Below are 16,762 nucleotides of genomic sequence, written 5' to 3'. Positions count from 1 at the left end.
GACACAGCTAATTTCCAATACCTCTGAAATACATACCGGGCATGCCAGCCAGGCATTATCCGACTACATCAGAAGCTCCGGAGACAGGCATGCCGAAGAGAACGCGGCCATTTCTCAGGCAATCACGGCCATTCTGTCTGCCAATAAATCCGTCTCCAACAAAGCCATTATTCTCTGGCTGGTTGACGCCCTGGAGACCACCGACGATGTGGTAATGTGCGATGTCTACCGCAACGCGCTGGAAATTGTTGTCGGCCACACCATGGACGATATTTAAAAAGCGTACAACGCATAAGAGGCCGGCATTGACCGGCCTTTATTATTGTTAACCTAAAGCGCCTTCTTCATAAAATACCTGCTGGTGCCTTCGGGCAAACAGTCGATTTTGCCAAACTCTTCCCAACCATGCTTCCGGTAGAAATCCGGCGCCTGAAAACTGATGGTATATAAAAAGGCCGCCACGCAGCCGCGCTTGCGCCCTTCCGCTTCAAACACCCTCAGGATCTCGCTTCCCAGCCCGTGGGCTCTTAGCGCCGGCGGCAGGTAAAAAAGATCGATAAACAGCACGCCCAATGAAGAACGCCCCAGCATTCCACCCACGACTTTCCCACTCTCGGGACTACGCACCACAACCGCCAGCGGCTGGCGATCGTTTAGCCCGCTCATGGCGGCATTAAACTCGCTAAGCCCCGCTTCGATCGGCAGCGAATGCTCCTCGCTGATGTAATCAGAAATCTCTAGTTTGAAACCCGACATTGCGTTCTCCACTGATTCTCCCCTTTGCCACCCTACCAATTTTTGCGTTGAGCCCGGCCGCTAACACTGTATATATTTACAGACCAAAAAAACAAGGGGCAAAGATGATGAGAAGAGAACGCTATCAGCTTTCCGTCGCGGTATTTGTTGTGCTGCGCCGCAACGATGAAATTTGCATAATTCGCAGGGCGAACACCGGCTGGATGGATGGCTTCTATAGCCTGCCTGCGGGCGGGCTTGAGAGTGGGGAAACGCTGCTCAGCGCCGCGGCAAGAGAGGCAAAGGAGGAAACGGGCGTTACTATCAAGACCGAACAGTTAAAGCTCGGCCATTCGATGCACGTTAAAACCGAAGATCGCTCGTGGATGGGCCACTTCTTTCTCTGTTCAGACTGGCTGGGGCAGCCTTACGTCGCCGAACCAGATAAGCATTCTGAGTTGCTATGGGTCAATATCAGGCAGCTGCCGGAAAATACCGTGCCCTATGTTAAGCAGGCCATCAGCGCTATTATCAACGGCGAGATTTATTCCGAATACGGCTGGTGACGCTATCCCTAAGGGTGTGCCCACAGATGCTGCGCCATCGGTAACCAGCCTGGCAATGTTGCTCGATACCAGCTGAGATATTTGGGTAATAACTGCGGATGACGATGGTGCAAAATACTCAGCACCTCCGTAATCAACCAGGCTTTTGCCACAACGACATGCCGTACCAGAACAGGTACTGACCACTGAGGTGCGGCTTGTCGATAGCGCTCCACCATCTGGTTGATGCTGGCGGGATCGCCCATGCCTTTAATCAACGGTGCAAGGTCTATTGCCGGGCTGCCGGAGCCAAAACGCTCCCAGTCAAACAAGACCAATTCCCCCTTTGCACGACGCCCCCAGTTCCCCGCATTTGTATCACCCGACACACGTTGCTGCGGCTCAAACAGCTCATCGCTGCACGTCTGGAAGTTCAGCAATACGGCTTCTTGATCTGTTGGCAACTGAAGCATGGTAAGCGCCAGGTCGGTTTGCTCGTCACTCCAGGAATGCTGCCTGAATGCCGCAGAAGGTTTCGGGGGGCTGTGATGAATTATCGCCAGCTTTTCACAAAGTTCGCTTGCTGCAAGTAGTGCTTCCAGCGTTAAGTGCTGCGGAATGAACTCGATAACGAGCCGTCGCTCCTGTCGACAGAGGATATACACTTCAGGAATACCCAACCCTTGCGCCCTCAGTGCCGGAGCATGATGCTGATAAAAAACGAGCTCAACATCAGAGGCGTTTTGCTTTTCAATGGCGAGTTCATCCTGAAAACAACATTCGCGCACGCTGGCGCTTCCCATCTGCGTCAGTAAGTTATTCGCCATTTTATTCTCTGATTTTTTTGCATGTCAGATAACTATTATCGCGATACGATAAAAATTCAAAACGGACACTTAGAAAAGCGACAAGAGGCAGCGCAATGACACCCCATGCAAAAGGCGAAGACGTCCATCAACAACTCATTGAGTTACTGGAGCAGCAGCAGGCTCGCTACCGCGTGGTAAACCACGTGGCGGCGGGGAAATGTGAAGAGGTTTCGGCCATTCGCGGGACAGAACTGGGTCAGGGCGCAAAGGCGCTGGTCTGCAAGGTCAAAGGAAACGGCGTAAAGCTGCACGTGCTGGCGATTCTGGCGGCGGACAAACAGGCGGATCTGAGCCAGCTGGCGCAGCATCTTGGCGGCCTGAAAGCCTCGCTGGCAAGCCCGGCGGAAGTCGATGAGTTAACGAGGTGTGTCTTCGGCGCGATCCCACCTTTTAGCTTTCATGCTCAGCTCAAGCTGGTGGCAGATCCGTGTATTTTTGAACGTTTTTCGGAAATCGCGTTTAACGCGGGATTGCTGGAAAAGTCGGTGGTGATGAATACGCAGGATTATTTACGCATTGCGCGCCCGGAGCTGGTAAATTTCCACCGCCCGGAGTAGCTAACCGTGGCGTTCGAGATACAGGACCGACAGCACCAGCAACGAAGCTATGCCGAGGAACACTGCGGTAATGCACATCGTATCGAATAATGCTGGATCGCTCATCCGTCTCTCCTGCAAGCCATCGCGCGCCCGTTATGAAGGTTAATTATTGACCGCATAAATGACAGAATGATGAACGCAGCTAGCCGGCGATCAAGAACAACAATAAAAAGTTACTTCCCTCTTGTTTTGCAAGGAAATATCATGATTTTTGACCCCACGCTATTAATACTTCTGGCCCTCGCTGGATTAGGTTTTGTCAGTCACAACACCACCGTCGCCGTTTCAATCCTGGTACTGATAATTGTGCGCGTGACCCCACTTAGCACCTTCTTTCCGTGGATCGAAAAACAGGGCCTGACGGTCGGGATCATCATTCTGACCATCGGCGTGATGGCTCCCATTGCCAGCGGCACCCTGCCCGCCAGCAGCCTCATCCACTCTTTCACCCACTGGAAATCGCTGGTAGCGATCGTCGTCGGTATTGCCGTCTCGTGGCTTGGCGGGCGCGGCGTTACGCTGATGGGAAGCCAGCCTGGCCTGGTGGGCGGCCTGCTTGTCGGCACCGTTATTGGCGTCGCCCTGTTCCGTGGCGTCCCCGTTGGGCCGCTGATTGCTGCTGGCCTGGTTTCCCTTATTGTGGGTAAGCAGTAGCCCCCTGCCGCTGCCAGCGGTGAATACGCCAGGCCAGCGCGCTGCACAGCAGGTAATACACCAGGCCGGTAAAGATAAAAATGGCCGCCGGGTAAATTTGCACCCGGCTGTTGACCTGTCCGGCCACGGTCGTCAGCTCCGGGACGTTGACGATAAACGCCAGCGAAGTGTCTTTGATAAGCGAAATAAACAGCCCGGCAAACGACGGCAAAGCGTTGCGCAGCGCCTGAGGCAGCAGCACTAACCTCAGCGTTTGCCACGGCGAAAAGCCGCCAGCAATCGCTGCTTCATTTTGCCCCTTCGCCAGCGAATTCAGCGCCGCCAGCGTGGTGTACATCACCGCCGCCGAGGTAAACCAGGCCAGCGCCAGCGTCACGGTCAGCGGCCCCGGCAGGTCGCGTCCGGTCACGGCGGGCAGCAGAAAATAGAGCCAGAAAATAACAAAAATCAGCGGAATGCCGCGTATCAGGTCAGCCCAGATAAAAAGCACGCGGCGCACAATGCCGCCGTAGCGCCATGCCACACAGGCCAGCCCTAACCCAAGTACAAGCGCCAGGGCACCGGCGCCCACGGCCATCATCAGGGTTAGCAGCACCCCGCCCGGTTCGCCCTGCGCCATTCTCCCCCACAGCAAATAGTCGAGGTTATCCGTAATCACCGTCACGTTAGCTATCATGCTGCGCCTCCTGCCTCATCCCCGCAGGTTTTCGCTGCCCACGCCGCCCCGGAGCAAAGAGCGTAAACAGCCCGCTCATCGCCAGACCTAGCAGCAGATAAAGCACCGTACCGACGGCAAAAGCCGCCAGCGCATGCGCGTTATAGCTTTCAATCCGGCGAACCTGACTGGTGAGCTCGGCAAAGCCAATGCCCGTTGCCAGCGAGGAGAGCTTCATTAGATTGAGATACTGCCCGACCACCGGCTGCCAGGCGTTAACCACCCCCTGCGGCAATAACACGCTGCGGAAAAGCTGCCAGTCGGAAAAGCCCTGAGAAAGCGCCGCTTCGGTTTGCCCTTTCGGCACCGCCTGCAGCCCGCTGCGAATCTCTTCGACTAAAAAGGCCGAGGTGAACAACCCCAGCCCCCACGCCGCACAAAGAAACTCCGGCGTAAGCCACCAGACACCGCCGGGTAGCTGCGACCAGCTGTGATCGTCGTTAATAAACCCGCGCCAGCTTTGCGGGAGCGCGTTCCAGGCAGCGAAATACCAGAACAACAGTTGCACCAGCAAAGGCGTATTGCGAAAAACTGAGACCCAGCTTGCGGTGATGTAACGCCCCGCCCGGCCACCGGCAAGCCGCAGCCCCAGCAGCAGCACGGCAAACAGCGTCGCGATAATTATCCCGGCAAGCGTCACCCACGCGGTTGTGAGTAAACCGGAGATAAGCCATGCACGCGGGGCACCTGTCAGCACGCCCGCCCAGTCAAAATAGCTGTTCATGGCTCGTCCCTGGCGTCGGCATGCAGCGGGTCGAGCACCTTTTGCAGAAAACGGCGCGCGCGCGGATGCTGCGGCGAGCGGAAAAACTGCTCCGGCGGGGCCTGTTCGAGAATGGCCCCGCCGTCAATAAACACCACGCGATCGGCTATTTCACGCGCGAACTGCATCTCATGCGTCACCACAATCATGGTAATACCGCTGTGGGCGAGATCCTTCATCACCTGCAGAACTTCGCCGATCATCTCCGGGTCGAGCGCCGAGGTCGGCTCATCAAACAGGATTATTTGCGGTGAAGATGCCAGCGCCCTGGCAATGGCGACGCGCTGCTGCTGCCCGCCGGAAAGCTGCGCCGGATAATGCTGAGCTTTTTCAGCCAGGCCAACCCGAGCCAGAAGCGCCAGAGCCTGCTGATGTGCTTCCTCACGCTTCCAGCCGTGAACGTGGGTAAGCGACAGCGTAATGTTTTGCTCGGCCGTCAAATGGGCGTAAAGGTTGAACTGCTGGAAAACAAAACCGATCCGGCTTCGCAGGCGGCGAAGTGCGCTGCTGCTTAACCGTCGGGTGGGTTTCCCGTCGATATAAATATCGCCGTCGCTGAGGGTTTCGAGCTGGTTGATTAACCTTATTAACGTAGACTTACCCGAACCGGAGGGGCCGCAAATCGCCACCACTTCCCCGGCCGGGATAGTCAGGTCGATGTCGTGCAGGACGGAAGTATCAGCGTAGCTTTTGCTCGCTTTGCGAAATTCCACGCTGGCGGACTGCAGATGCAAAAAATCCGCAGCCGAAGCTGCGGACAAATGAGGCGGTCTTTTAAACATATTATTTGGCTACAATTTTAAAGCTGCGCGGCTGCGGGGTTTTGCTCTCAGGGCCAAACCAGGCGTTATAAATTTGCTCCGCCTGGCCGTTTTGCTCCAGCTTCACCAGCTCGTCGTTAACCGCTTTCAAAAGGGAAGCCTCCCCTTTTTTCACGCCAACGCCAATCTCTTCCTTACTCAACAAGTCCGGCAGGATTTTAAACTTCGCCTTATCCGGCGCTTCGGCCAGCAGCCCGGCAAGAATAGTGCTGTCCTGGGTGATAGCCTGGACGTTACCGTTGCGCAGCGCGGTAAAGGCCAGCGGAATATCATCATAAGAAAGCACTCGAATTGACGGGAAACGCTGCACCAGCGCCTGTTCTCCGGTGGTGCCTTTTACCGCACCCACGCGTCCTTTCGCGTAGTCATCAAGCTTATCCGGCCCGGAAGCCGGGACCAGGAACTGCTGCCCGGTCACAAAATACGGGGTAGAGAAATCCACCACCTGGGCACGTTCCGGCGTAATGGTGATGTCCGCGACGATTAAATCGACCTTCCCGGACTGCAGCAGCGGAATGCGGTTCGCCGGGTTGGTCGCCACCAGCTCAAGCTTAACGCCCAGGGATTTTGCCAGCGCTTTCGCGAAATCAACGTCATAGCCCACGATATCGTGCGTTTTAGCATCTATGGAGCCAAAAGGTGGATTAGCGTCAAAAGTGGCAACTTTAACGACCCCGGCTTTTTGAATATCCGCCAGCTGGTCTGCGTGAACCACGGCGGAGGCCAGGCCGGACAGGGCCAGAACCAAAGCGGAGAGCGTTAATTTACGCTGCGTTGTACTGTGTGAAGCTGTGTGCGTGAAAGCCTTAACCTGTGCCATTGATTTTCCTTGTTATCCCGTCTGTGAGCGAGCTATGTCTTTACGCTCGCACAAGCGCCGTCACCTCGCCAATGCTTAATCCTGCATTGCATATGCAGAAAACATATTAGTTAAAACAGGGTTAAATCTTTTACTTATAGATTTAACAAATAATTAAGTTAAGTGATTATTTTAAAAATAAAAAATGACCCGTTTCAGGCATAAATTTGTGACTGAGGCGGTAGTTTTCAGATCCGGTGGAAAAGTTCCCCTCCCTCTCGCCGATAAGCTTTTCAAATAATAGGAGAGGCAAAATGAAATCACTGGCTCACAATTTGTTGCTATTAATTTGCTGTTCGATTTTGATGTCCGCCCTGGTCACCGCCATTTCACTCTACGGCAGCCACCGAAGTGCCCAAAGTACCGAAAGCGGCCTGCTGGCAAAGGATTTGATGTCTGACATCAAGCCCGCGCCGGTTTACCTGATTGAGCTGCGCCTGGTGCTCTCTCGCGTGGTAGAAGGCACGCTCAGCGTCGACCAGGCCGATGCGGAGATCAAACGCCTGAGCACGCAATGGCACCAGCGTGTCGATTACTGGAAAAGCACTCTGCCACCAGAACTTCAGGCTAACCTGCTCGGAGAACAGTACAAGGCGGGTATGGCGATGATTAAAGATGCCAATGACCTGGTCGAGCTTATCCGCTCGGGCGCGCCGACCCCGCTGTTTGAAAAGCTGAAAGCGGCCGATAAAGACTTCTTCGCCCATCAGAAAGGCATTGAATCCTTTGTCAAAGCTTCCGCAGAGTATGCCGATAACGCGGTCGAAAAAGCGCAGCACAGCAGCGCCAACTCGACGCAATGGCAGCTGATTGGCTCAGGCACCGCCGTGTTACTGCTGCTGGTTGTCGGCTGGTGGGTACACCGCACCATTTTCCGTTCCCTCGGCGGAGAACCGAGTGAAGTGGCCGAAATTGCCAATGCCGTAGCCTGCGGGGATCTCACCTGCGAAGTGAAAGTCCGCGACGGCGACAGAACCAGCGTGATGGCGGCGATGGAAACCATGTGCCAGCAGTTAACCATGGTCATCCACCTGGTTCACGAGAGCAGCAATCAGATCTCCAGCCGCTCCAGCGAAATCGCCAGCGGCAATATTGACCTCGCCTCCCGCACCGAAGAGCAGGCCAGCGCGCTGGAGCAAACGGCTTCATCAATGGAAGAGATGACCGCCACGGTTAAGCAGAACGCCGAAAATGCCCAGAGCGCCAGCCAGCTGGCTAATACCGCCTCAAGAAGCGCGGAACAAGGCGGCGCGGTTGTGGCGCAGGTAGTAGAAACCATGGACGGCATTTCAAGCTCGGCCAACAAGATAACCGACATTATTGGCGTCATCGACAGCATCGCCTTCCAGACCAACATCCTGGCGCTGAACGCGGCGGTGGAAGCCGCCAGAGCCGGTGACCAGGGACGCGGTTTTGCAGTCGTTGCAGGCGAGGTTCGTAGCCTCGCCCAGCGTAGCGCCAGCGCGGCCAAAGAGATCAAAGGCCTGATTGAAGATTCGGTGAATCAGGTAGCCAGCGGCAGTAAGCTAGTCAACGAGGCGGGCAAAACCATCAATACCGTGGTGCAGGACGTGAAGCGCGTGGCGGCCCTGATGGTCGAAATCACCCACGCCAGCGACGAGCAAAGCAGCGGCATTGAGCAGGTAAGCACCGCCATCAGCCAGATGGATGTCACCACCCAGCAAAACGCGGCGATGGTGAATCAGGCTTCAGAAGCCGCCGAGTCGCTATTGGCACAAACCTACGAACTGAATACAGCTGTTTCCCAGTTTAAGCTGGCTAGTCTGTAAAATCGTCGCCGGCCAGGGTGCTCAGATAGCGCCCTGGCGTGGTGCCGAGCGCCTTTTTAAACATGGTGATAAACGCCGTGGTGGAGTCATAGCCCAGCGACTCCGCCACGTTTTGCACCGTCATTCCGCCAATTAACAGGCGCAGGGCAACGATAAGCTGCATCTGCTGCCGCCAGCGTAAAAAACTCAGCCCCGTCTCTTTCACCACCAGCCTCGCGAGGTTGCGCTCGCTCATCGCCATGTCCCCGGCCCACTGCGCAAGCGTCTTTTTCTCCTTCATATCCTTCGCCATGCTGTCCGCCATCGCGCGGATTTTCGGGTGCGAAGAAATCGGCAGCTGCAGCTGCTCGACCGGCTGATGAGGCAGTTCATCGAACAGCACCTGAACCAGACGCTGAATAGCCGCGCAGCCGAGATTTTCGTGAGGAACGTTGGACAGGCGCAGGATAAGCTCCCGCACCAGCGGGGAAATTTTCAGCGCGCAACACTCCTGCGGCATCTTGACCGCGTCCGGCTCAATAAATAAAAAGCACAGCCGCGCGTCCGCCGTTACCCGGTTGCTGTGCGGCATTTGCCCCGGTACCCAAACCGCATACTGCGGCGGCACCATCCACATTGAGTTGGTCACTTCGCTGGTAATGCCGCCGTGCAGCGCCAGAATAAGCTGCCCTTTGCGGTGGGTATGGATGGGCTTTTCGTCATAGGTTTGCGCGGCGCGAATGCGAAAGGCCAGCGCGGGCGTCACGATGCTGTCCGGGTCAAAGCCTTCGAGATCCAGGTCACGTTCCATAGCATGTCCGAATTTAGCGATAATCTGTCATTTTAGCTTGATTCGCAAAAAGGCAGAAGCGTGTATCTTTGCCTTACCGTTTTTCAGGACACAGACATATGACCTCCACGACTTCAGCGAGCAAGAAGAGCCGCATTCTGCTTCTGCTCGGCATTCTGATGATTGCCACCACCCTGCGCGTAACCTTTACCGGTGCAGCACCTCTGCTGGACATGGTGCGAGATGCACTTTCGCTGTCCACCGCGCAAATTGGTATTCTGACCACTCTGCCCCTGCTGGCCTTTGCGGTTGTTTCCCCGCTTGCCGCCGGGATTGCCCGCCGCTTCGGCACCGAGCGCAGCCTGTTTGGTGCGTTGCTGATCATCTGCGCCGGTATCGCTTTGCGTTCCGCCGGCCACGCCGCGTTTCTGTATATCGGCACGGCCATCATCGGCTGCGGGATAGCCATGGGCAACGTGCTGCTGCCCAGCCTGCTTAAGCGCGACTTCCCCGGCCAGGTCGCCAAACTCACCGGCGCCTATTCGCTGACGATGGGCGTTGCCGCCGCGCTGGGTTCCGTGATGGTGGTGCCGATTGCCCTGCACGGTTTTGGCTGGTCCGGCGCGATGCTGTCGCTGATGGTTTTCCCACTGCTGGCGCTGATTGTCTGGCTGCCTCAGTTGGGCAGCAGTACCGTGATGAACCTTTCCGGCAACCCCGCGCTGCACAGCCGCGGCATCTGGTCCTCGCCGCTGGCCTGGCAGGTTACGCTGTATCTGGGCATTAACTCGCTGGTGTATTACGTGATTATCGGCTGGCTGCCTTCAATTCTGATCAGCCACGGCTACAACGAAGCCGAAGCCGGGTCGATACACGGGATCTTGCAGCTCGCCACCGCCATTCCGGGGCTGTTTGTCGGCCTGATCCTCAGTCGCCTGAAAGACCAGCGTGGGATTGCCGCTCTGATGGCACTGCTTTGGTGTATGGCCACCCTCGGCCTGTGGCTGCTGCCGGCCTTCTCTATCTTCTGGGTGTCGCTGGGCGGCTTTGGCTCCGGCGCGGCAATGATCCTGGGGCTCTCGTTCATTGGTATGCGCACCGGTTCCGCGCATCAGGCGGCGGCGCTGTCCGGTATGGCGCAGTGCGTGGGCTATCTTCTTGCCGCCTTCGGCCCGCCGGTGATGGGTAAAATCCATGATGTTACGGGCAGTTGGGCGATCCCGCTGCTGGGCTGCGCGCTACTTTCGGTCGTCATGGGCGTCTTTGGGGCTTATGCTGGTCGCCAGAAAGAGATTGGCGTGGCGGAGAAAGCCCCCGCCTGAAGCGATAAACAAGGGAGGATCGAATGAAACCATCGGCACCGCAGAACATTTTTGATGACCCGGTATTCTTTGAAAATTACCGTCAGCTACGCGAGCAGGACTCAGGCCTTAACGGGCTGCTGGAAATTCCCGAGCTATATTCCCTGCTGCCTGCGCTGGATGGCCTGAAGATCCTCGACCTTGGCTGCGGCTTTGGCGACTTTGCCCGCTTCGCGCGCACGCACGGCGCGGCAAGCGTGACCGGTTTTGATATCTCGGAAAAGATGCTGGCGCAGGCGCGCGCCGCGACCCAGGACGAAAACATTAGCTACCACCACTTGCCGCTGGAGCAGTTCACGGCGGCTGAGGAATCCTCGGATCTGGCTATTTCGTCGCTGGCGCTGCACTACATCGAAGATTTTGCCCGCCTGAGCAGCAGTGTCTTTGCCGCCTTAAAACCCGGCGGGCAGTTTCTCTTTTCCGTTGAGCACCCTATGTGCACCGCTTTCCCGGTGGGCTGGCAGCCGTATCAAGAAGAGGTTATCTGGCCGGTCAACCACTACCATCAGCAAGGTTTGCGGCATACCAGCTGGTTCGTGGAGGACGTGCAGAAATATCACCGCACCACGGAAACCTATGTGAATACCCTGCTCGACAGCGGGTTTGCCCTCACCCGAATGCTCGAAACCAAGCCCACAGAGGAAACTCTGGCGCAGCATCCCCGGCTGGCAAAAGAGATGCGCCGCCCGGCCTTTTTAATTCTTCGGGCGACAAAGCCTCGTTAAAGAGAAGGCCCGCTGTGCTGATTTAAGACAGAACCGTGCCTCGCTTTATGTCCGGCGCTGACTTAACCCGCAGCTTCTTGTTTTCCCCCTCGCCCCTCTGGGGAGAGGGTTGGGGTGAGGGGCCTTTCTGTTTTATCTCTCAGCAGCAGCGAGGAATGCCTCAACCAGCGGGGAAGGTTTACCTTTGAGCGCATTGCGTTCGTGCTGGAACAGCGTGGCCACAAAGAACGGGTGCCCCTGAAGTTCAACCGCGCGAATCTCGCCCTGTTTATCCCAGCCGGTCGGCTTCAGCGGCTCATCGGCAAGCGCGGTGGCAAACAGCTCCGCGATACCGTAATTGCAGTGGTAGCCCTCTTCAATTTCCGTCTCACCATAGGCACGCCCGACAATGGAGTCGGCCAGCAGCGCGATCTTGTCTGAAACTTCCACCAGCGAGCAGCTCAGGCGGCCAATCACTAAGCGCCCTTCGCTGGCGGTTTCCGCGTGGCCCGCATCTTTCCACCCCAGTACGTTACGTGAATATTCAACCACCGCATACTGGAACCCGGCGCAGGTGCCCAGGAAAGGCACGCCGTTTTCACGCGCAAAGCGGATCGCAAGATAAGCCGCGTCTTCATTCAGATAAGGGCTCGACGGCACGCACCAGATAGCATCGTAGCCCACGAGATCTTCATCGCTGGTCACTTCCAGCGAGGAGAGCCAGTCATAATCCGCGCTAACGCCAAGGGTAGCAGCCGCATTATCTAACGCCTGAGGAATGGCCTGATGAGCAATCACCGCCGGGTTATAATCGCCGATAAGCGCAATACGTAAAGTGGACTTCAGCTGTGTGTCTGACATGCTTTGGTTGGCCTTATGTTTGAGGGGAGAGAACAACATAAGGAATGATAGAGTAGGCTGTTTACTCCGCGCTGACAACCGCAAAAATTGGCAGGCCTTAGCCCCTATCCGGCAAGGCAAACAATGTAGTAACGTGTTGAGTTCACTTCGTCGATAAAAAACAATGAAAGCAAAAATACTGGTTAGCGCCTGCCTGATGGGGTTCAAAGTCCGCTATAACGGCAGCGAAAAGTCGCAGACTGTCGCGGCCCTCGCCCGCCTGCAGGATGAAGGCCGCCTGGTTATCCACTGCCCTGAACTCGCGGCCGGGCTTCCAACGCCGCGTCTTCCCGCAGAGCTTAGCGGAGGCGACGGTGAAGCCGCATTTCTCGGCCGTGCCGCCATTCTGGAAAGCGACGGCAAAGACGTCACCGAACCTTATCTTCTTGCCGCCTGGCTCGCGCTGCAAACCGCCAGGGAGAATAACTGTCGCTTTGCTATTCTTACCGACGGCAGCCCGACCTGCGGCAGCCAGAAAATCTACGATGGCCGCTTTGCAGGCAAAACGATACCGGGTCAGGGGGTAGCGGCAGCGCTGTTGCGTCAGCACGGTATCGAAGTCTTTGCCGAGCATCAGATCCCGCTGCTGTTGAGCCGGCTGGAGGAAGTCGATAAGGAGCAGGTATGATCCGCTGTAAACGAGTTTATGAAGCCCCCGATAAGGATGACGGCTACCGGGTGCTGGTTGACAGGCTTTGGCCGCGCGGGATGAAAAAAAGCGACCTGCGCTACGACGAATGGCCGAAGGCACTGGCGCCCTCAAATGAGCTGCGTAAAGCCTTTCACGGCGAAACAATCGATTTCGCCGCCTTCAGCGAGAGCTACAGGCAAGAGCTTGCACAGAATCTGGACGCCGCCAGAACGCTTGCCCGACACGGTGATGACGGCACCCTGACGCTGCTATACGGCTCAAAAAATACCAACCAGAACCATGCGCTGGTGCTGGCTGACTTTTTACGCCACTGCCGGGATTAATAGCTGAGGTGCAGCTCGTCTTCCTGCGGGGAAAAATCTTTATCCAGCGGCATTAAATGCTCGGCGCGCACAAATGCGTAGCCCTGCCGGCCGTCAAAGGCGATAACTTCGCCGGTCACCAGCCACAGCGGGTAGTTAGCCTCCAGCGGGAGCTGCGTCACCACGCCCGTCACCGGGTTAACAAAACGCTCGCCCGGTTGGCACAGACCAAACAGCTCGACCGCCTTACCAATATTCACCCGCCCGGCTGCGGTACGGGCGCCGATGACCATCGCCAGGCTGCCCGGTTTTAATTGAAACATCTCTGCTCCCCTCACTTTTTTTGCCGCGAGATCAGAACATTCCTGGCACAAAAAGTAAACGGTATAGCCGCCAGATACTGAGATTTTTCTTAATTTATTTCGCGAGCCTTTTCGCCAGCGCCGCCAGAAAAAGCCTCAGCGCGGCGGGAAGATAGCTCCGGCTGCGATAAATGCCGTAAATCCCCATCGACCGGGGGGGATAATCCTCGAGCACTTTAACCAGATCCCCGCGTTCAAACCGCGACTTCGCATCCTCTACCGGCAGCATGGCAATCCCTACGCCGTCCGCTACCGCATCCATCAGCACCACCGAATCATTGGCGCTAAAGTTACCGCCAACCTCCACGTTTAGCGGCTCGTCCTGCTCATCCACCATTTGCCAGATGTTACGCAGAAAATAGCTGTACTGCAGGCAGTTATGGTGTTCGAGGTCGACCGGCGAGCGCGGCATCCCCCGCTTCTCGATATAAGCAGGAGAAGCGTAGAGCATGGAGTCACACTCTCCTAACCGGCGGGCAATAATATTCGGGTCGAGATCGTTAGTGATGCGAATGGCCAGATCGATGCGCTCTTCAATCATGTTCACCGCCTGGCTGCTGACGTGCAGCTCAACCCGGAGGTCCGGGTATTCACGCAGGAAGTCGGATAAAAAAGGCACGATGTAATAGCGGGCGCCAAACTGTGAACAGGCTACGCGTAGGGTGCCGGAGGGCAAATCCTGCTGATTCTGAGCGGTTATGCTTTCTGCTACCTCATTGAGCGCCCGGGTCTGCTGCAGCACCCGCTCACCGGTCGGCGTTAACGTTAGCTTACGTGAGGAACGATGCAGCAGGCGCTCTCCGGCCCAGTGTTCCATTTGCTCCAGGTAACGGCTGACCATCGGGCGGGACATATTCAGCGCCCGCGCCGCAGCGCTCAGGCTGCCCAGCTCACAAATGCGTATATAGACTTTCGCCGCGATGATTCTGTCCATTTCTTCGCCCATCTGCTCGATTTATGAAATTCATCTTACCTTAATAAAGCCATTACGATTCACAAAATGCAATTTACACTGATTCTCATTCCCAAACGGGCTTATTCATTCAGTTGATCAGGATAGAAAAAGATGAAGACACATACTCTGGCTGCGGCCACCGCCACCCTTTTGTTCAGCAGCGCCAGCTTTGCTGCCCCACTGACGCTCGACGTCTACAACCCGCAGGACAAAGGCGTATTCCCGGTCACCTCAACGTTGATTAGCGGCCCGACGGAAGCCACGCTCGTTGATGCCCAGTTCAGCGTCAAAGACGGTGAGGAGCTAGTGAAGATGATCCAGCACAGCGGCAAAAAGCTGACCCGCATTCTCATCACCGCCGGTGACCCGGACTATTACTTCGGCCTGGAGCCGATTGTTAAGGCGTATCCGCAGGTAAAAATTGAGGCCACGCCGCTGGTCGTCGACCATATCAACAAAACCAAAGCAGAGAAGATCAAATACTGGGGCCCGATTCTGAAAGATGGCGCGCCAAAGGAAGTCTTCGTGCCTCAGGTTACGCACGACACCACTTTCACCGTAGATGGTGAAAAAATTGAGCTGCGCCAGCCGGCTTCACACGCGGCATATTTGTGGATCCCGGCCAATAAAACGATCCTCGGCGGCGTAGGCGTCAGTTCAGGGATTCATATCTGGACGGCCGATTCCCAGACCAAAGCCGCGCGTCAGGAATGGCGCGATGTGCTGGATGAAATGGCCGCGCTCAAGCCGCAGCGCGTGATCCCAGGGCACTACATCGGAGAAGTTAAGCCAGGCGCGGCGCCGGTGGTCTTCACCGGCGACTATTTAGCCGACTTCGAGCTGGCGCTGAAAAAAGGGAAAAGTGCCCCGGTCATTGCCGAGATGAAGCAAAAGTATCCGGGCCTTGCCGATGAAAGCTCTCTGGAAATGAGCGCCAAAGTGAATACCGGCGAAATGAAGTGGTGATCCGCTAAACGTGAAAAAGGGAGCCTAAGCTCCCTTTTTTGTTATTTGAAGTCGACCTTCATCAGCTCCGGAATTGAATAATCCCGGGTGGTTTCCACGCAGCGGCTGATGTAATCCACAAAGCGCGGCGGCGGCGACATGCCTAAATCTAACAGCTTCTCGTTAGAGAAGCGGACGTTCAGCATGGAGAACTCTCCGTACAGGCGCATCGCACGCAGCATCAGGCGTTCATTGCACGGCCCGTAAATAGACTTAAAGCTGCGGCGGCTCTTCACCAGCTCGCTGTAATCCACCTGCTCGTAATTGGAGAAGATAGGCGTCTGGTTCAGCGCGCTGGACATCGCTTCGTCGATATCAGCAAAGCGAATGCTGCTCACGTCCCCGGCAGAGATGTGGTAGATCTTCTCTTTCAGCGAGTCGCTCTTCGCCAGCAGCAGCAGCGCTTCGGCACAGTAATCCACCGGAATAACGTCGATTTTGTCATCGAGCGAGCACATGAATTTCCCGAGCATCAGCACCATGCGGAAGACCCAGAAAATGCTGCTGGACGGGCGGCAGCCCTGCTCGCTATGGCCCACCACGATAGACGGACGAGCGATAACCAGCGGCAGCTGCGGGAACTGCTCGGACATCATGCGTTCGATGGTCGATTTGGACCAGGTGTACTGCACCAGGTGCTCTTCTTCCGGCTTGCTGGACATGCTTTCCGTCACCAGGGTACCCGCATCCGGCACGCAGGACATCGCGGTGCCCACGTGCAGGAAACGCTGCAGGCCTTTGACCTGAGACATGCGGCGCGCAAACTGCAGGGTTCCCTCAACGTTTACCTTCCAGATCAGCGCATTCTCGCCAAACGACGCAACCGCGGCACAGTTAATCACGTGCGTAACGCCGGAGATTCTTTCGTCATCGAGAAAATGTTCAGGCTCGGCTAAATCACCCAGCAATATATTTTCCGGATTAATTTGGGCTATCTGTGCATCAGTACAGCCAAAATTAGCAAGGTTATTTCTGATTCTGGCCACGCCCTCCTGAGGAGAGTTCGCTCGCACCAATAACAATACGGAACTAAAAGAGGATTCGGAAAGGGCTCGAGCTAATACCGCGCCGCCCAGGAAACCTGTCGCACCGGTAATCAAAAGATGATTCATTATTATAACCTCAGGAGTGAAAACACGAGCATAGTAAAAGGGTAAGAATAAACGCTTCCTCAATAAAGCGGATTACCCATACATAATGCCCAGCACTTTCGTGTAACGGTTTGTACATCCTTGTTTTGAAAGCAAAATAATTAATCGGGAATTAATTTCAAACGTAATCATTTTGGCTATTTATTGATGTCGGGAATATTAAGAAAACCTTAATCAACGATAAACAAAACCGTTATTTTTGGGTATAGCGGAACTCTTTTTAATTTAAAGGAAATAAAAAGCCCACAAAA

At 55.8% G+C, this 16,762-nt stretch carries 22 protein-coding genes; 10 read left to right on the top strand and 12 right to left on the bottom strand.

Annotated features, from left to right (window positions below; all coding sequences use genetic code 11):
- The first annotated feature begins 10 nt into the window (after positions 1 to 10).
- Positions 11 to 277, top strand: a complete 267-nt coding sequence (locus ACE38U_RS17040) for a biofilm development regulator YmgB/AriR family protein (protein WP_370527395.1) — start codon at positions 11 to 13, stop codon at positions 275 to 277.
- Positions 278 to 330: 53 nt separating this feature from the next.
- Here ACE38U_RS17040 and ACE38U_RS17035 read toward each other — a convergent pair whose 3' ends face one another.
- The gene (locus ACE38U_RS17035) at positions 331 to 756 is read right to left on the bottom strand and encodes a GNAT family N-acetyltransferase (protein ID WP_375530191.1); all 426 of its coding nucleotides are present in this window, start codon (positions 754 to 756) and stop codon (positions 331 to 333) included.
- 104 nt (positions 757 to 860) lie between these two features.
- Between ACE38U_RS17035 and ACE38U_RS17030 the strand changes: the two genes are divergently transcribed.
- The gene (locus ACE38U_RS17030; protein ID WP_375530190.1) at positions 861 to 1,301 is read left to right on the top strand and encodes an NUDIX hydrolase; all 441 of its coding nucleotides are present in this window, start codon (positions 861 to 863) and stop codon (positions 1,299 to 1,301) included.
- A gap of 8 nt (positions 1,302 to 1,309) precedes the next feature.
- On the opposite strand, the gene ACE38U_RS17025 is transcribed toward ACE38U_RS17030, so the two are convergent.
- Positions 1,310 to 2,107 carry a phosphotransferase gene (locus ACE38U_RS17025; RefSeq protein WP_375530189.1) on the bottom strand — a complete coding sequence of 266 codons (798 nt, stop codon included), beginning with the start codon at positions 2,105 to 2,107 and terminating at the stop codon, positions 1,310 to 1,312.
- A gap of 95 nt (positions 2,108 to 2,202) precedes the next feature.
- Here ACE38U_RS17025 and ACE38U_RS17020 point away from each other — a divergent pair, with 95 nt between their 5' ends.
- Positions 2,203 to 2,706: a YbaK/prolyl-tRNA synthetase associated domain-containing protein gene (locus ACE38U_RS17020; RefSeq protein WP_375530188.1), complete on the top strand. Its 504-nt coding sequence runs from the start codon at positions 2,203 to 2,205 to the stop codon at positions 2,704 to 2,706.
- On the opposite strand, the gene yoaI is transcribed toward ACE38U_RS17020, so the two are convergent.
- A complete protein-coding gene (yoaI, locus tag ACE38U_RS17015; protein ID WP_304515775.1) occupies positions 2,707 to 2,811 on the bottom strand; it encodes a small membrane protein YoaI in 105 nt (34 codons plus the stop codon).
- 144 nt (positions 2,812 to 2,955) lie between these two features.
- On the opposite strand from yoaI, the gene ACE38U_RS17010 reads away from it, so the two are divergent.
- Positions 2,956 to 3,402, top strand: a complete 447-nt coding sequence (locus tag ACE38U_RS17010) for a DUF441 domain-containing protein (RefSeq protein ID WP_176982418.1) — start codon at positions 2,956 to 2,958, stop codon at positions 3,400 to 3,402.
- Here the strand turns inward: ACE38U_RS17010 and ACE38U_RS17005 are convergent.
- Genes ACE38U_RS17005 through ACE38U_RS16990 form a run of 4 tightly spaced genes read right to left on the bottom strand, consistent with a single transcriptional unit; the run spans position 3,383 to position 6,521 of the window.
- Positions 3,383 to 4,078, bottom strand: coding sequence for an amino acid ABC transporter permease (locus tag ACE38U_RS17005; RefSeq protein WP_375530187.1), 696 nt, complete (start codon positions 4,076 to 4,078; stop codon positions 3,383 to 3,385). The genes ACE38U_RS17010 and ACE38U_RS17005 overlap by 20 nt on opposite strands.
- Positions 4,068 to 4,841 carry an amino acid ABC transporter permease gene (locus ACE38U_RS17000; protein ID WP_176982383.1) on the bottom strand — a complete coding sequence of 258 codons (774 nt, stop codon included), beginning with the start codon at positions 4,839 to 4,841 and terminating at the stop codon, positions 4,068 to 4,070. The genes ACE38U_RS17005 and ACE38U_RS17000 overlap by 11 nt, the downstream gene beginning before the upstream one ends.
- A complete protein-coding gene (locus ACE38U_RS16995) occupies positions 4,838 to 5,662 on the bottom strand; it encodes an amino acid ABC transporter ATP-binding protein (RefSeq protein ID WP_375530186.1) in 825 nt (274 codons plus the stop codon). Before ACE38U_RS16995 ends, ACE38U_RS17000 begins: the two co-directional genes overlap by 4 nt.
- Position 5,663: 1 nt before the next feature.
- Positions 5,664 to 6,521, bottom strand: a complete 858-nt coding sequence (locus ACE38U_RS16990) for an ABC transporter substrate-binding protein (RefSeq protein ID WP_375530185.1) — start codon at positions 6,519 to 6,521, stop codon at positions 5,664 to 5,666.
- 293 nt (positions 6,522 to 6,814) lie between these two features.
- Here ACE38U_RS16990 and ACE38U_RS16985 point away from each other — a divergent pair, with 293 nt between their 5' ends.
- Positions 6,815 to 8,350: a methyl-accepting chemotaxis protein gene (locus ACE38U_RS16985; RefSeq protein ID WP_038473485.1), complete on the top strand. Its 1,536-nt coding sequence runs from the start codon at positions 6,815 to 6,817 to the stop codon at positions 8,348 to 8,350.
- On the opposite strand, the gene ACE38U_RS16980 is transcribed toward ACE38U_RS16985, so the two are convergent.
- Positions 8,340 to 9,140 (bottom strand): AraC family transcriptional regulator, encoded by an 801-nt coding sequence (locus ACE38U_RS16980; RefSeq protein ID WP_176982380.1) that lies wholly within the window; start codon positions 9,138 to 9,140, stop codon positions 8,340 to 8,342. The two genes, ACE38U_RS16985 and ACE38U_RS16980, sit on opposite strands and share 11 nt — an antisense overlap.
- 98 nt (positions 9,141 to 9,238) lie before the next feature.
- Between ACE38U_RS16980 and ACE38U_RS16975 the strand changes: the two genes are divergently transcribed.
- Complete coding sequence (locus ACE38U_RS16975) at positions 9,239 to 10,441, top strand: MFS transporter (RefSeq protein ID WP_038473489.1); 1,203 nt, start codon at positions 9,239 to 9,241, stop codon at positions 10,439 to 10,441.
- A 23-nt stretch (positions 10,442 to 10,464) separates the two neighbouring features.
- Complete coding sequence (locus ACE38U_RS16970) at positions 10,465 to 11,205, top strand: class I SAM-dependent methyltransferase (RefSeq protein WP_375530184.1); 741 nt, start codon at positions 10,465 to 10,467, stop codon at positions 11,203 to 11,205.
- 132 nt (positions 11,206 to 11,337) lie between these two features.
- Here ACE38U_RS16970 and ACE38U_RS16965 read toward each other — a convergent pair whose 3' ends face one another.
- Positions 11,338 to 12,045 (bottom strand): CTP synthase C-terminal region-related (seleno)protein, encoded by a 708-nt coding sequence (locus tag ACE38U_RS16965; RefSeq protein ID WP_375530183.1) that lies wholly within the window; start codon positions 12,043 to 12,045, stop codon positions 11,338 to 11,340.
- A gap of 163 nt (positions 12,046 to 12,208) precedes the next feature.
- On the opposite strand from ACE38U_RS16965, the gene ACE38U_RS16960 reads away from it, so the two are divergent.
- Positions 12,209 to 12,712, top strand: a complete 504-nt coding sequence (locus tag ACE38U_RS16960; RefSeq protein WP_375530182.1) for a 2-thiouracil desulfurase family protein — start codon at positions 12,209 to 12,211, stop codon at positions 12,710 to 12,712.
- Positions 12,709 to 13,059, top strand: a complete 351-nt coding sequence (locus ACE38U_RS16955) for a DUF488 domain-containing protein (RefSeq protein WP_038473500.1) — start codon at positions 12,709 to 12,711, stop codon at positions 13,057 to 13,059. Before ACE38U_RS16960 ends, ACE38U_RS16955 begins: the two co-directional genes overlap by 4 nt.
- Here the strand turns inward: ACE38U_RS16955 and ACE38U_RS16950 are convergent.
- Both ACE38U_RS16950 and ACE38U_RS16945 read right to left on the bottom strand, forming a co-directional pair.
- Positions 13,056 to 13,361, bottom strand: a complete 306-nt coding sequence (locus tag ACE38U_RS16950) for a hypothetical protein (RefSeq protein WP_038473502.1) — start codon at positions 13,359 to 13,361, stop codon at positions 13,056 to 13,058. The two genes, ACE38U_RS16955 and ACE38U_RS16950, sit on opposite strands and share 4 nt — an antisense overlap.
- 94 nt (positions 13,362 to 13,455) lie before the next feature.
- On the bottom strand, positions 13,456 to 14,334 hold the full coding sequence (locus tag ACE38U_RS16945; protein WP_176982377.1) for a LysR family transcriptional regulator: 879 nt from the start codon (positions 14,332 to 14,334) through the stop codon (positions 13,456 to 13,458).
- Between the two features lie 132 nt (positions 14,335 to 14,466).
- Between ACE38U_RS16945 and ACE38U_RS16940 the strand changes: the two genes are divergently transcribed.
- Complete coding sequence (locus ACE38U_RS16940) at positions 14,467 to 15,321, top strand: Vmh family MBL fold metallo-hydrolase (protein ID WP_375530181.1); 855 nt, start codon at positions 14,467 to 14,469, stop codon at positions 15,319 to 15,321.
- A 41-nt stretch (positions 15,322 to 15,362) separates the two neighbouring features.
- Here ACE38U_RS16940 and ACE38U_RS16935 read toward each other — a convergent pair whose 3' ends face one another.
- Positions 15,363 to 16,472 carry an SDR family oxidoreductase gene (locus ACE38U_RS16935; RefSeq protein WP_038473507.1) on the bottom strand — a complete coding sequence of 370 codons (1,110 nt, stop codon included), beginning with the start codon at positions 16,470 to 16,472 and terminating at the stop codon, positions 15,363 to 15,365.
- Positions 16,473 to 16,762: the final 290 nt, after the last annotated feature.

It is taken from the genome of Cedecea selenatireducens (genome assembly GCF_042138895.1).
Lineage (GTDB): Bacteria > Pseudomonadota > Gammaproteobacteria > Enterobacterales > Enterobacteriaceae > Cedecea > Cedecea selenatireducens.
Note: the sequence above shows the minus strand (reverse complement) of the source record. Positions and strands in the feature narration are given on the sequence as shown.